Genomic DNA, 14,547 nt, shown 5'->3' on the forward strand with positions numbered 1-14,547 from the left:
GATGTCTCCTCCGCAGTCCTTCAGCGGTCTTGTTATGCGGCCTTGCGGCCACGCGCGGCAAGCCATGCCTCGGTCAACTGCTCGAAACGCGCGGCCATGTCGGCGATCGCCTCGTCATCCGACATCCTGCCGGCCAGCCATCGTTCGGCAGCGTTGACGAAGATGGTGCGGCCGACGGCAAAGCCCTTGACGATCGGCGCATTGGCGGTGGCGGCAAACGCCGCGACCAGCTCGTCCTGCGGCGCTTCCAGCCCGAGCAGCACCACGCCACGGCACCAAGGGTCGTTCCTGACGATCACCTGTTCGATCTTCGCCCAGGCGCCTGCGGAAGCCTGCGGCTCGAGCTTCCACCAGTCCGGCTTGATGCCCAGCGCATAGAGCTCTTCAAGCACGCGCGGAATGGTGGTGTCGTCAAGCTTGCCATGCTTGCCGGCGATGATCTCGACCAGCAGTTCGCGGCCGACCTTCCGCGCCGCCTCGAACAGCGCGCGCAGCTTCTGCTGCTGCTCGCTCTTCAGCGCTTCCGAGTCGTCCGGGTGATAGAAGCACAGGCATTTGATGCAATGGTCGACAGGCCATTCGGTGAGCTGCGAGCCGATATCCTGCGAAAACTCGAAGCGCAGCGGCCGCGATCCCGGAAGCTCAACCGGGCGGCCGAGCCAGGCGAAGGAATGACGGGCGAATTCGAACATGGCGTCACGACCATATTTTTCGTCGATCAGCATGCCGTAGCCATCGCGGCCGGCGGCGACCTTTGCCGCCGCCTTGACCGTCAGCACCTTGAAGTCGGGGATGCGCGAAACGTCGGCCCCGACCTTGGCGGCAACGTCTTCAAGCTGGACGCGATGGTCGCAGGCTAAAGCCATCAGCGAGGGGATGTCGCGCCGCCGCGTCGTTGCCCAGTGGACGTGGTTGATCGCCTCGTCTTTGCGCAGCGCCAGATGCTTGCTGCCGTGCTTCAAAAAGAACTGCAGCTCCTCGAAGGTCGGATATTCCGGCGCGCAGAGCAGGCGCGACACCGCGAAGGCGCCGCAGGCATTGGCCCAGGTCGCGGCCGTCGCAAAACTCTCGCCGCCGAGCCAGCCGCGCAGGAAGCCTGACATGAAGGCGTCGCCGGCGCCGAGCACATTGTAGATCTCGATCGGGAAACCCTTGCCGACGATGCCGTCCTCGAGGTCGTCGCTGATCGGCCCGTCATAGACGATGCAGCCTTTGGCGCCGCGCTTCAGCACGATGGTGGCCGGCGACAGCGCGCGGATCGTCTTCAGCGCGCTCAGGCAATCGTCGGCGCCGGAAGCGATCATGATCTCTTCCTCGGTGCCGACGATGAGATCGCAATCCGGCAGCACGCTCTTCAGCTGCGCCGAGACGCGGTCCGATTTGACGTAGCGCTCGAAGCCCTCGGCATGGCCGGCAAGCCCCCAGAGGTTCGGGCGATAGTCGATGTCGAACACCACCTTGCCACCACGGGCCTTCATCAGGCGGATGGCCTTGCGCTGGGCGGCATCGGAATTCGGCCTTGAGAAATGCGTGCCGGTGACGACGACCGAGCGCGCCGAGGCGATGAACGCCTCGTCGATATCCTCCTCGGCGAGCGCCATGTCGGCGCAGTCCGAACGATAAAAGATCATCGGCGAGACGCCTTCGCTCTCGACCGAAAGCAGCACCAGCGCCGTCAGCCTCTCCTTGTCGGTCTTCAGCCCGTCGACCGAGACGCCTTCGCGCCGAAGCTGCTCGCGGATGAAACGGCCCATCTGCTCGTCGCCGACGCGCGTCAGCAGCGCCGAGCGCAGGCCGAGCCTTGCCGTGCCGACGGAAATATTGGCCGGGCAGCCGCCGACGGATTTGGCGAAAGAGGTGATGTCCTCCAGCCGCGAGCCGATCTGTTGGCCATAGAGATCGACCGAGGCGCGGCCGATGGTGATGACGTCGAGCGGCGGGTATTCCCCTTCCACGGCTTCGCCCATTCGAACCTCCCATCGGCCTTGTTTTGCAGAGCAGCGTCGTTTGGACAGCGCGCGCCGGCGACGGCGTGGTGTCGTCAATATGAAATATTAATTCCAATCTACAGTCAATATGGAATGAGTGTTCCCAAGCGGAAAAGCGCCCCGCCGGCGAGGCTCAGCCCTTGCGCCGGCGCCCGGTCTCGCGGCGCTTCTCGCCGACGGCGACAGTCAGCGCCATGGCCAGCGCCATCGTCGCCGAGATCGAGCGGAAGCCGCCGAAATCGGCCTCGGCGACCTCGAACCAGACCTTGGCGAATTGCGCCAGCGGCGAGAAGGACGAGTCAGTGATCGCCACGATCGGCACGCCCTGCTCGGCGATCGAGCGCGTCTCCTCGATGGTCGCCGGCGCGTAAGGCGAGAAGCTGATGGCGATGACGGCGTCGCGCGGCGTGGCGAAGCCGATCATCTCGGCGTTCAGCCCCGCGGCCGATTCCACCAGCTGGTTGCGGATCTTGAGCTTGCCCAGCGCATAGGCGATGTAGGACGCCACCGGATAGGAGCGGCGCTTGGCCAGCACATAGATCGTCTCGGCCTTAGCCAGGAGCGCCACGGCCTCCTCGAAATGGGCATCGTTGAGCGAGCGCGAAATGTCACCCAGCGAGGTGCTGGCGGCGGCGACGAAGCCGTCGAAGATCGCCCGATGCCCGCGGCCTTCCTCGGCCTTGGCGCGCAGCGCCGCCAGCCGCTCGTCATAAGAGGAGTTGCGCTCGCGCAGCCGCTCGCGGAAAACCTGCTGCAGGCTGGTGAAGCCGTCGAAGCCGAGCTGCTGGGCAAAACGGATCAGCGTCGAGGGCTGCACGCCGGCCGAGGCGGCGATGCTCGCCGCCGTGCCGAAGGCGATGTCGTCGGGATTGTCGAGCGCATAGGCGGCGATCTGCGCGATGCGCTTGGGCAGGCTCGCGCGCCTGTCCAGGATCGTCGCGCGCAGCGTTTCGAAATCGCGAGGCACCCGTTCGTCCATCGTCGCTCCGCCCACGCCCATAAGGTTTGTCTCTCTCCTGCCTCATCATAGCGAGTTCGCGCAAGAACACCATAAAAAATGATTTAGATATTCCATTCTTTATCAAAATAGACTAATTCATCCACGCATACTTTCCTTTATCCTGGAGACAATCGACATGGTCGGAGTGGGCCTCATCGGCACTGGCTTCATGGGCAAGTGCCACGCCATCGCCTGGAACGCGGTGGGCACCGTCTTTCCCGATGTAGACAAGCCGAAACTGGTGCATCTGGGCGAGGTGAATGACGAGCTTGCCAAACGCAAAGCTGCCGAGTTCGGCTTCGCAAAAGGCTCCGGCGACTGGCGCGCCGTGGTCGAGGATCCGGACGTCGAGATCGTCTCGCTGACCACGCCGAACCAGTTCCACCCGGAAATGGCGATCGCCGTCCTCGAAGCCGGCAAGCATCTGTGGTGCGAGAAGCCGATGGCGCCGAGTTTCGCCGAGGCCGAGGCGATGGCGAAGGCCGCGAAGAAATCCGGCAAGGTCGCCGTGCTCGGCTACAACTACATCCAGAACCCCGCCATCCGCCATATCGGCGCGCTGCTCGAGGAAAAGATCATCGGCGACGTCAACCTCGTGCGCATCGAGATGGACGAGGATTTCATGGCCGACCCCGAAGCGCTGTTCTTCTGGAAGCACGAGGCCTCTTCCGGCTATGGCGCGCTCGACGATTTCGCCGTGCATCCGCTGTCGCTGATCAAGGCGCTGTTCGGCCGCGTCTCGCGCGTCATGTGCGACATGGTCAAACCTTATGCCGACCGCAAGACCGCTTCCGGCGCCCGCCGCGCGGTCGAGACCTATGACATCGCCAGCGTCTTGATGCATCTCGAGAACGGCGTTGCCGGCACGCTGCTGGTCAACCGCTCGGCCTGGGGCCGCAAGGGCCGCATTGCCATCCAGATCTTCGGCTCGAAGGGCTCGATCCTCTACGACCAGGAGCGGATGAACGAGTTTCAGCTCTACCTCACCGCCGACCGGCCAACCGAGCAGGGCTACCGAACCATCCTGGTCGCGCCGCACCACAAGCCCTACGATTCCTTCCTGCCGGCGCCCGGCCACGGCCTCGGCTTCAACGACCTCAAGATGATCGAATGCCGCGAGCTCCTGATGCGCATCGCCGGCAAGCCGGCCCGCATCATCGATTTCGACGAGGGGCTGGAGATCGAGCGCACTGTGCATGCCATGGCGCGCTCCTTCCAGGAACAGCGCTGGGTCGATGTGAGGTAGGGCTGGCGACCATCGAGACCGCAACGGGCGGTGATCACCTACCAATGCAGGACCGGATCTGAGCATTCAGGCCAGGTTGATAGCGACGTTGCGCAGCAGCGCCACGGATTTGCGCATGCCTTCCATCGGCGACAGCATCATGTCCTCGTGCTCGATCGACAGCACGTCGTCATAGCCGGCCTGCTTCAGCGCCGTGCAGAACTGCCGCCACCAGGTTTCACCGTGGCCGTAACCGAGTGTGATGTAATTCCAGGCCCTTTCGGCATAATGATTTGGCGGGCGCGCATCGAGCGTGCCATCGATGGCCGCCGGTATCGGTTCGATGCGTGTGTCCTTGGCGTGGACATAGTAGATGGCCGAGCCAAGCTTGCGCACGGCGGCAATGGGATCGGCGCCCATCCACATCGGATGGCTCGGATCGTAGTTGGCGCCGACCGTCTCGCCGACCGCATCGCGCAGCCGGAACAGCGTCTGGACATTGTACACGGCCTGATGTCCATGCAGTTCCAGGCAAAGCTTCCTGATGCCCAGATTGTTCGCAAATTCGATGAGATCGCGCCAATACGGGATGATGCAATCGTCCCACTGGTAGCGCTGGATGTCGGCGCATTCGGGCGGCCAGTCGGTGATGATCCAGTTGGGATTGGTGTCGCCGGGTCCGCCCGGCAGCCCGGACATCATCACCACCCGGTCGATGCCCATCAGGCTCGCCAGCCGGATCGTGTCCTCGGTCACTTGGCGATGCTGCTTGCCCTGCGGTCCCGGATGCAGCGGGTTGCCGGAGCAGTTAAGCGCCGCGATCGTCAGCCCGTGGTCGCGAACCTTGGCGACGAATTCGGTTCGGGTCGTCTTGCTGTCCAGCATGGCGGTCAGATCGATGTGCGGCGCCGACGACCAGTTGCCGCAGGCGAACTCCAGCGTCTCCAGTCCGAGATCGGCCGAGGCGCGCAGCATCTCGTCGAAGGACAGGTTGCCGAGGCTGTCGGTGATCATGCCAATCTTCATTTCGGAAACTCCCGCTTATTTTGGACCATCCGCTCACAGCTCTACGGGTTCGAACCTGCCGGACCGGGCCGACGCTAGCGCTGCCTCGCAGAGGATCATGGCCTTGCGCCCATCGCTGGCCGTGACCGCCGGACTCCTGCCCGTCTCGACACAGGTGATGAAGTGATCGATCTCGGCGGCGTAGGATTCCGCATAGCGTTCGACGAAGAAGTAGTAGGGCTTGTCGCGCGATATACCTTTGCCGCCGTACATTTCCACAGAGGTCGGCAGCCGGTTGCCGGCCTGCAGCATGCCGTCGGCGCCGTGCACCTCGATGCGCTGGTCGTAGCCGTAGGCGGCCCTGACGCTGTTGTTGATGTGACATTGCCGGCCGGACGCCGTTCGCAGGATGAACATCGCGGTGTCGTAGTCGCCGAGCTTCCTGTATTGCGGCGCAACAAGCGAGGAGCCGGTCGCGAAAAGCTCCACAGGCTCTTCGCCAAGCATATTCCGCGCCATGTCGAAATCGTGGATGGTCATCTCGCGAAAGACGCCGCCGCCTCCGGCCAGCGCTTCCTCGGTCTCCGGTTCGGGATCGCGGCTGGTGATGATGACCTGCTCGACGGCGCCGATCTCGCCATCGTCGAGGCGCTCCTTCAGCGCCCGGAAGCTCGGATCGAAGCGGCGGTTGAAGCCGATCTGGAACGGCACGCCGGCTTTCGCCACAGCGGCCAGGCACTCGTCCGTGCGCTTGAGGTCGAGGTCGATCGGTTTCTCGCAGAAGATCGCCTTGCCCTTTGCCGCCGCTGCCATGGCAAGCTCCGCGTGCGTGCGCGTGGCCGAGGCGATGAACACCATTTTCACTGCCGGATCGTTCATAACGGTTTCGGTGTCCACGATCTCGGCGCCGGTTACGGCGGCGACCTTCTCGGCCGCCTCGCGATTGGGATCGACGACGTAGCGCAGCCGCACCTTCGGGTGGCGCGCGAGATTGCTCGCATGCACGCGGCCGATCAGCCCCACCCCGAACAGACAAACATCCATCATGCGTTCGACTTTCTCATCAGGCCGCTCCAGCGCTGCCGGCCGGTTCGTGTATCCGAGCGGCAATCATTTCACCGCGCCCATGGTCAGCCCGCGCACCAGATGCCGCTGCACCAGGAGTGCAAAGAAGACGATCGGCAACGCGCCGATGACGCCGGCGGCCGCCATCGAGGCCCAGTCGGTATCGATGCGCCCGATGAGTGTGGCGGTGCCGCGCGGCATGGTCATCGCCCGCGGCGTCGCGGTCAGCGCCAGCGCGAAAAGGAATTCGTTGAAGGTGACCAGCACGGCGAAGATCGCGGTGGCCGCGAGCCCTGGCGCCGCCAATGGCAGCGTGATGCGGCGGAAGGCGCCGAAGCGTGAATCGCCGTCCACCATGGCCGCCTCCTCGAGATCGACGGGGATCTCGCGGAAGAAGCTCTCCATCATCCACACGCAGAAGGTGACGTTGAAGGCGGTGTAGGTGGCGATCAGTCCAAGCCAGCTGTCGAGCAGCCCGAGGCTCAGCATCAAGAGATAGACGGGTATCAGGATTACCACCGGCGGGATGATGCGCAGTGTCAGGAGGAAGAGCCCGATCTTGCGCTCCGCGGCGAATGGCAGGCGGAACCTCGCGATCGCGTAGGCGCCCATCGCGCCGAAGACCAGCGCTATCGCGACCGAGAAGAAGGTGACCACCACCGAGTTCGTCAGGTAGGAGCCGAACTGCTTTTCGGTGAACAGTCTGACGTAATTGTCGAGCGTCGGCACATGCGGATAGAGGGTGCCTTCCTGCGTGATCTCGCGGTTGGACTTGAGCGAGGTGGACACCAGCCAGTAGATCGGCAGCAGCACCACTGCCAGCACGAAAATGGTGGTGAGGATGCGCGCCAGGCGGGTGCTCATGATGCGTCGATCCTGCGCAGGAGCCTGATGGCGCTGAAGGCGAGCGCGAGCACGACGAGGCCGATCGTCACGAACAGCGCCGCCGCGTATCCGGTCTGCTGGAATTTGAAAGCGGTGTCGTAGCCATAGATCGAGATCAGCCTCGTCGCTTCGCCCGGCCCGCCACGGGTCAGCACGAAAACCTGGTCGAAGGTGCCGAAGGCATCGATGGTGCGGAGCACGATGGCGACCGCGAGCACCGGCCGCATCATCGGGAAGGTGAGATCGGCGAAGACGCGCCAGGACCCGGCGCCGTCGACGCGCGCCGCCTCGAACGGCTCGTGCGGCAGCGACTGCAGGCCGGCGAGCAGGATCAGGAACATCAGCGGCGTCCACTCCCAGACGTCGAGCACGACAAGGCCGATGAAGGCATTGAGCGGGTTTCCGAGGATCTGGACCCCGCCGCCGCCCATGGCCTCGGAGAGCGCCGTCAGCATGCCGGCGTCGCTGGCGTAGATCAGCCTGAACAGGATGGCGACGACGACCGGCGTGATCACCATGGGAATGATCAGCACCGTCCTGAGCAGCCGAATGCCGCGGAATTCGTGCAGGCAGAACAAGGCAAGCGCGAAGCCCAGCACTGCCTCGATCGAAACCGACAGCGCCACGAATTTGACGGTGACCCACAGCGAATTCAGGAACTGCGCGTCGCTCCAAAGCTGCACATAGTTCCGGAAGCCGACATGGGAGACCGGTGAGCCGTAGCGGTAAGCCCTGGTGCTGGCGCGCAGCCCGTCCCAGAGCGGATAGACAAGCACGCCGAGCACGATCGTCAGGCCCGGCGCCAGCATGAGATAGGGGAGGGCGAGGTCGAGCCCCGCCCCCTGCAGGCGATATTTGCGTGCCTGCATGCCGGTTTGCATCAGTAGTACCCGGCCGTGGTCAGATAGTCCTTGACCTGCTTGGCAGCCGTGTCCAGGGCCGCACCGCCGCCGGAGCCGGCCTGCAAAGCCTTGTTGAGCTCGATGCCGAGCAGTTCCTCGACCTTCGCCCAGTCGGGGGTGCGCGGCCGCGGCAGCGCGCCGGCGTCGAGCTGCTGCAGGGCGACCGGTATCAGTCGGTTGCCGGGCTTGGCGATGCCGAAGGCGCTGCGCTTGACCGGGATCGAGCCCGCCTCCGAGAGCTTGGCCTGTGTTTCGGCGCTGACGTACCACTTCAGGAACTCGATCGAATTCGCCTTGTTGGGCGCCGATTTCGGCACGCCGGCGATGAATATGCCCATCTGGGCGATCGCCTTTTCCTGCTTCGGCACAACGCCGAAATCGAGCTTGCCAGCCACCTTGGTTTGGGCGGGGTCGTCCGCCTTCAATGCGTTGCCCGAATATTGGATGATCGCCCCTGCCTCCCCGCCGAGGATCGCCGCGCCCTCTTGGTCGGAGTCGAACTCGACCACGCCGCTCGGCGCGTTCTGCTTCATCGTGCCGACGAAGAAATCGGCCGAGGTCTTGCCTTCGGCCGAATTGAAGATCGGGTTCCACTTGTCGTCGAAGAAGGCGCCGCCGAACGACAGGAAGACCGGATACCAGCTGGTGACGATCGGATTGCCGGAAACGCCGCGGAAGACGACCGGGTACTTGATCTTGCCGGCGGCCACGCCTTCCTTGCCCTTGGCGATCACCTCGTCCCAGGTCTTGGGCGCGCCGCCGGTGAAGACGTCGTTGCGATAGGTCAGCGTCTGCAGGTCGCCGACGAAGGGCACGCAGATCAACGTCGGCTTGGCGTTCTCGAAGCCCTTGACGCGCGGCCCCTTCTGCGGCGGCCAGTAGCCCATGTCGATCATCGCGCCGATCCAGTCCTTGTCCGACCCATCGATGCCTCCGGCGCCAAGGTCCTCGAGCACGTTGGCGGCGCCGAACTGCGGCACCCATGGGTCGTCGAGCAGGTAAAGGTCATATTGGCCGGCGCCGCTCTGGGCGTCGGCGAACCACTTCTCGAGTGTCACCCCGTATTCGTCCTCGAGGAACTGGATGTCGAAGCCCTGCTCTTTGGCCAGCGGGATGATCTTTTCCTTGAACGGCGTCAGGCCGCCATCGGCGAAGGCGCCGATGATCACCTTCTTTCCGGCGGCGCGGGTAGGCATCGGCAGGCCAAGCGTGGTGAGGGCGGTGGTCGCCAAAGCCAGGCCAAGCCCACCCTTGATGACGGAGCGGCGAGTAAGTCTGCTGGAATGCATCATGTCACTCTCCCATTGTTGTTGACCCTGTGGACGGCTGTCAGGCCGTCCGAATTGAAGAAACAGGCGTTCGCCGGGTCGAAGGCGACGCCGATGCTTTCACCCACTACGCCCCTGAAATCGCGGCCGGCCCGGACCGAGACGTTGCCGCCTTCGAGGCGGACATTGACCAGCGTCTCGTTGCCCATCGGTTCGACGACGTAGATTTCGCCGGGCAGGGCATCGGGTGTGCCGACGCCGGCAGCGCTGCAGTCCTCCGGCCGGAGGCCGATTTCGGCGACGGAGGCGGCGCGGCAGGCAGCAAGCCGCGCGGCGTCCAGTGGGACGACCTTGCCGGCCACGATGACGCCTTGCTCGCAAAGCGCTGCCGGCAGAATGTTCATCGGCGGGTTGCCGACGAAGGTGGCGACGAAGCGGTTCGCCGGGCGGTCGTAGATCTCGATGGGCGGCGCCATCTGCTGCAACTCGCCGCCATGCATGACGGCGACGAAGTCGGCCATCGTCAGGGCTTCGACCTGGTCGTGGGTGACATAGATGGTGGTGGCGCTGAGGCGCTGGCAGAGCCGCTTGATCTCGCCGCGCATGGTGAGCCGCAGTCTTGCGTCGAGATTGGACAGCGGCTCATCCATCAGGAAGGCCGCCGGGTCGCGCACGATGGCGCGGGCCAGCGCGACGCGCTGGCGTTGTCCGCCCGAGAGCTGGCGCGGACGGCGGTCGAGCAGATGGCCGATCTCGAGCACGGCGGCGACCTCGCCGATCTTGGCCTTTCGCCCGGCTTCGGGCGTGCCGCGTATCCACAGCGGATAGCCGATATTTTCGGCGACCGTCATCTGCGGATAAAGCGCGTAGCTCTGGAAGACCATGGCGATGTCGCGGTCGCGCGGCTGCAGCCGGGTGACGTCGCGTTCGCCGATAAAGACCTTGCCGGCGGTCGGCATGTCGAGCCCAGCCAGGACGCGCAGCGCCGTCGTCTTGCCGCAGCCCGACGGGCCGAGCAGGGCGAGGAATTTGTGGTCCGGCACCGCGAGGTCGAGCGATCGCAGCACGTTGAGCGCGCCGAAGCTCTTGACCACCTTCTGGTACAGAACCGAGCTCATTTCCCTCCCCGGCGCCTCATGCTTTCTTCAGGCCTTGCGCTCGTGGACGTAGAAACCCGCGCCCTCGGCCAGCCTCTTCAGATTCCGATACCCCATCGTCGCGTAGGTCAAGGGATGCGCCTTGGCCGGGTCCTGCTCGGCCTCGACCACCAGCCAGCCGGAATAGCCGTGGTCGGCCAGGATCTTTAAGAGCGTCGGATAGTCGATCGCGCCGTCGCCCGGCACGGTGAAGATGCCTTCCATCACCGCGCCCATGAAGCTCATGTCGGCCTCGCGCGCTTTCTTTAAGGTGGCCGGGCGCACATCCTTGCAGTGGACATGCACGACGCGCTCGACATGCCGGCGCAGCAATTGCTCCGGTTCGCCGCCGGAAAAGGCGCAGTGGCCGGTATCGTAGAGCAGGCCAACCGCCTCGCCGGTTGTATGCATCAGCCTGTCGATCTCCGCGTCGGTCTCGACGATCGTGCCCATGTGATGGTGGAAAGCCATGCCGACGCCGAAATCGGAAAAGCGCTCGGCGAGCCGGGTGATCTTGGCGCCATAGGCCTTCCATTCCCCGTCCATCAGCTTCGGCCGCTGCGAGATCGGGTCGTGGATGGCGCCGTGCCGGCCGCGCGAGGTGTCGGCATAGACGACGCGCCTGGCGCCGAGGTCGCGAAGCAGCGTCAGATGCGGCCGGATCGCCTCGAATTCCTCGTCCACCTCCTTCTCGCAGATGCGCCCGTCATACCAGCCGGAGACCAGCGCCAGCCCGTAATGGTCGAGGATGGGCCTCAGCGCACGGCTCTCGCGCGGGAACTTGCCGCCAAGCTCGGTGCCGGCATAGCCGGCTTCCGCTGTCTCGCTGAGGCAGGTCTCGAGCGGCGTGTCGCCACCCAGTTCCGGCACGTCGTCATTGGTCCAGGTGATCGGGTTGATGCCAAGTCGAACTGTCGTCATTGCTCGCTTTCCGCCCCGCAGCCATGATGGCTGCGGGGTGTCCTGTCTCGGGAGGAGATGCTGCGGGTTGCTGGCGACAAGGCGAAAACCCTGCCGTTTCGTTCGGCCGGACGCCCTCCCAGCGCCGCGCCTCACATGTCCCTGTCGACGTCTTGCCCCAAGGTCAGTAAGCGAAGTCTACCCCGCTCTGTCTCCCTCGCGAGGGCCAGTTTTCCGGAAAATGAAGGAACCAGTTTGTGCGGAGAGGCGAGTGTGGCAGGATGGATAGATGGGCAACCTCGAAATCATTGATCGTCGGCGCGAGGCCCCCCTCTCTGGCCTGCCGGCCATCTCCCCCTCAAGGGGGGAGATCGGATGTCGCGCCGGCTTTCGCCAATCGCCGACGTCGCAAAGAAAAGCGAGACGCCTGAACTGCCAATCTCCCCCCTTGAGGGGGGGATGTCCGGCAGGACAGAGAGGGGGGCGAAGGAACTCGACCTTGCAGCACAAGCGTGTCGCGGCACGCCATTGCCATTGCATCCATGGGTGGGGATAAACGATGCGCTCCCACCCCAAACCCCAGGCGTTCCCGCTCGACATGCTGGCCGTCAACCGCTCGAGCCCCGAGCATCTGTCGCGCCAGCTCTATCACGGCCTCGTCGCCATCATCCGCAGCCGCGCGCTTCCCCCCGGCTCGGAGCTTCCTTCCACCCGCGCTCTGGCCGCCGAGCTCGGCCTTGGCCGCAACACCATCGTCGCCGCCTACGACCAGCTCGTCACCGAAGGCTATCTCGCCAATCGCCAGGGCGCCCGCCCGGTCATCGTCGACCTGCCCGAAGGCCCGCGCGAGACAGCGACCGAGGAGCCGCCCGTGCCGCTGCGCCAGCCCTCGCTGCGCGGCCAGCAGCTGCTCAGCCAGCCCTATCACCACGGCCGGCCGGGACACGTCGCTTTCCACCCCGGCATGCCCGATGCGCAGAGCTTTCCCTTCGGCGTCTGGGGCCGCCTGGTGGCGCGCCGCGCCAGCCATGGCGGCGAGACGCTGTTCGGCACCTATGACGTCACCGGCCATCCAGCGCTCAAGGAAGCGATCGCCGGCTATCTCTATTCCGCGCGCGGCGTGCGCTGTCGTCCCGAGCAGATCGTCATCACCACCGGCGCGCAGGCCGCCTTCGATCTTTTGGCCCGCCTGCTGCTTGATCCCGGCGACACGGTGTGGATGGAGGAGCCCGGCTATTACGGCGCCAAGGCCGCGTTCACCGTGGCCGGCGCAAGAATCCTGCCCATCCCCGTCGACCAGGAGCGCGGCTGGCGGCTCGATGCTCCAAACTTCTCGCCCCGCCTCATCTATGCGACGCCGGCCTGCCAGCATCCGCTCGGCATCACCATGCGCATGGAGGAGCGGCTGCGCCTGCTCGACATCGCCGAGACCGCGAATGCCTGGGTGATCGAGGACGATTTCGACGGCGAGTACCGCTTTCAAGGGAGGCCCGTGCCGGCGATCCAGAGCATGGACCGCTCCGGCCGCGTCATCTATGTCGGCACCTTCGCCAAGCTGCTGTTCCCGGCGCTGCGCCTCGGCTTCATGGTGCTTCCGCCGGAGCTTGCCGGCCGCATCGTCAATGCGCTCTCCACCACCGGTCAGTTCGCGCCGCTGCTGCTGCAGGCCGCCTTGGCCGACTTCATCACCGAAGGCCATATGAGCCGGCATCTGAAGCGCATGCGCCGCATCTACGCCCAGCGCCGCCAGCTTTTTCGCGAGATCGTGACCGAGCGCCTGCGCGATGAGATCACGCTGTCCCCCGCCGAAGCCGGCATCCAGGTGGTGGGCTATCTGAGAGAGGGCATCGATGACATCAAGGTCAGCCAGGCCGCAGCAAAAAGGGCGATCAACGTCTCGCCGCTGTCGAAATATTTCCAGAACACGGCCCCAACGCAAGGCCTGGTGCTGGGCTATGCGGCGTGTGATGCCGCGCAGACGCGGGACGGGGTGGAGCGGCTGGCGCAGGCGATCCGCGAGACGCTGGGGTGAGGGTTTCGCGGCGCCGGTAAATGGCGCACCCGACGTCCTGCTTGGCTAGGTCGCACGAGGCGGCAAGCCTGCCGAGGAACAAATGGCCTCTTCGCGGCCGCTCAACCAAAAAGGTGCATGGAGTGCCGCCGCCGCATTGATTGAATCAATTATCCCGATATACAAGCTGATTTCGGGTGCAAATCGCATAGGCTGGCAATCCATTGAGTCGCAATTTTCTGGTGATCGACCCTGAGGAGGGCATGGCCGTCCTTAAGGGCCTTGCCTCTTCGGCGCGCATTTCCATGCTGAGGCTGCTGCATGAGAAGGGGCCGATGAATGTCAACGAAATCGCCTCCGTGCTGTCGCTGCCGCAGTCGACGGTCTCGACCAATATCCAGGTACTTGAGGATGCGGGCCTGATCCGCACCGAGAACCAGAAGGCGAAGAAAGGCAGCCAGAAGATCTGCTATCCCACCGCCGAGGAAGTGCTCGTGGTCTTCAAGAGCGAGTATCGTGCGCTTAAGAACGACGCGATCGAAGTATCGATGCCGATTGGGCTTTACACCGGCTTCGAGGTCACCGCGCCCTGCGGTCTCTGTTCGCCGGACGGGATCATCGGCCTGCTCGATGTGCCCAACACTTTCCTGGATCCGGACCGTATGAAGGCCGGTTTGTTGTGGTTCACGCGCGGCTTTGTCGAATATCAGTTCCCCAACAATGCCAAGCTCGCCAATACCGAGATTACCGAGCTCGAGCTGGTGGTGGAACTGTCCTCGGAAGTTCCGGGCACCAGCGCCGACTGGCCTTCCGACATCACGCTGACGATCAATGGCGTCGACGTCGGCACCTGGACCTCACCTGGCGATTTCGGCGACAAGCGCGGCGTTTTCACGCCCTCCTGGTGGAAGCTCAAGGGCTCGCAATATGGCAAGCTGAAGAACTGGCGGGTTTCCGCTGACGGCACCTATGTCGACGGCGTCAGGATTTCCGAGACCAGTCTCGCCGCCCTCGACCTGAAGGGTCATCATTCAATCCGCGCTCGTATCGGCGTCAAGGACGACGCCGAGCGTCCCGGCGGAATCAATATTTTCGGCAAGGGATTTGGAAATTACGATCAGGACATTCTGCTGAGGATCAAAACCGGTTGATATCGTCAAAT

The 14,547-nt window shown here is 64.4% G+C and carries 12 protein-coding genes; 3 read left to right on the top strand and 9 right to left on the bottom strand.

Going from position 1 to position 14,547, the window contains the following annotated elements:
* Positions 1-32: 32 nt before the first annotated feature.
* Together iolC and FJ423_RS18040 are read right to left on the bottom strand one after the other, a co-directional pair.
* The gene (iolC, locus tag FJ423_RS18035) at positions 33-1,967 is read right to left on the bottom strand and encodes a 5-dehydro-2-deoxygluconokinase (RefSeq protein WP_140843610.1); all 1,935 of its coding nucleotides are present in this window, start codon (positions 1,965-1,967) and stop codon (positions 33-35) included.
* 154 nt (positions 1,968-2,121) lie between these two features.
* Entirely contained in the window at positions 2,122-2,967 is an 846-nt protein-coding gene (locus tag FJ423_RS18040) for a MurR/RpiR family transcriptional regulator (protein ID WP_181174827.1), read from the bottom strand.
* A gap of 157 nt (positions 2,968-3,124) precedes the next feature.
* Here FJ423_RS18040 and FJ423_RS18045 point away from each other — a divergent pair, with 157 nt between their 5' ends.
* Positions 3,125-4,234 (top strand): Gfo/Idh/MocA family oxidoreductase, encoded by a 1,110-nt coding sequence (locus tag FJ423_RS18045; RefSeq protein WP_140843614.1) that lies wholly within the window; start codon positions 3,125-3,127, stop codon positions 4,232-4,234.
* A 66-nt stretch (positions 4,235-4,300) separates the two neighbouring features.
* On the opposite strand, the gene FJ423_RS18050 is transcribed toward FJ423_RS18045, so the two are convergent.
* From FJ423_RS18050 to iolE, 7 genes are read right to left on the bottom strand one after another with little or no spacing between them, the layout of a single operon-like run.
* Complete coding sequence (locus tag FJ423_RS18050) at positions 4,301-5,239, bottom strand: sugar phosphate isomerase/epimerase (protein WP_140843616.1); 939 nt, start codon at positions 5,237-5,239, stop codon at positions 4,301-4,303.
* A 33-nt stretch (positions 5,240-5,272) separates the two neighbouring features.
* Positions 5,273-6,328 carry an inositol 2-dehydrogenase gene (gene iolG / locus FJ423_RS18055; RefSeq protein WP_246680192.1) on the bottom strand — a complete coding sequence of 352 codons (1,056 nt, stop codon included), beginning with the start codon at positions 6,326-6,328 and terminating at the stop codon, positions 5,273-5,275.
* The gene (locus FJ423_RS18060) at positions 6,329-7,147 is read right to left on the bottom strand and encodes a carbohydrate ABC transporter permease (protein ID WP_095768049.1); all 819 of its coding nucleotides are present in this window, start codon (positions 7,145-7,147) and stop codon (positions 6,329-6,331) included. It abuts the gene before it with no gap.
* Positions 7,144-8,037, bottom strand: coding sequence for a sugar ABC transporter permease (locus FJ423_RS18065; RefSeq protein WP_176477056.1), 894 nt, complete (start codon positions 8,035-8,037; stop codon positions 7,144-7,146). Before FJ423_RS18065 ends, FJ423_RS18060 begins: the two co-directional genes overlap by 4 nt.
* Positions 8,038-8,048: 11 nt before the next feature.
* Positions 8,049-9,362, bottom strand: a complete 1,314-nt coding sequence (locus FJ423_RS18070; RefSeq protein WP_140843618.1) for an extracellular solute-binding protein — start codon at positions 9,360-9,362, stop codon at positions 8,049-8,051.
* Positions 9,359-10,456: an ABC transporter ATP-binding protein gene (locus tag FJ423_RS18075; RefSeq protein WP_140843620.1), complete on the bottom strand. Its 1,098-nt coding sequence runs from the start codon at positions 10,454-10,456 to the stop codon at positions 9,359-9,361. Before FJ423_RS18075 ends, FJ423_RS18070 begins: the two co-directional genes overlap by 4 nt.
* A 27-nt stretch (positions 10,457-10,483) precedes the next feature.
* Positions 10,484-11,395 (bottom strand): myo-inosose-2 dehydratase, encoded by a 912-nt coding sequence (gene iolE, locus FJ423_RS18080; protein ID WP_140843622.1) that lies wholly within the window; start codon positions 11,393-11,395, stop codon positions 10,484-10,486.
* 538 nt (positions 11,396-11,933) lie between these two features.
* Here iolE and FJ423_RS18090 point away from each other — a divergent pair.
* Positions 11,934-13,406 carry a PLP-dependent aminotransferase family protein gene (locus FJ423_RS18090; protein ID WP_140843624.1) on the top strand — a complete coding sequence of 491 codons (1,473 nt, stop codon included), beginning with the start codon at positions 11,934-11,936 and terminating at the stop codon, positions 13,404-13,406.
* 203 nt (positions 13,407-13,609) lie between these two features.
* Positions 13,610-14,536, top strand: a complete 927-nt coding sequence (locus FJ423_RS18095) for a helix-turn-helix domain-containing protein (protein ID WP_140843626.1) — start codon at positions 13,610-13,612, stop codon at positions 14,534-14,536.
* Positions 14,537-14,547: the final 11 nt, after the last annotated feature.

It is taken from the genome of Mesorhizobium sp. B2-8-9 (genome assembly GCF_006439475.1).
Classification (GTDB): Bacteria; Pseudomonadota; Alphaproteobacteria; order Rhizobiales; family Rhizobiaceae; genus Mesorhizobium.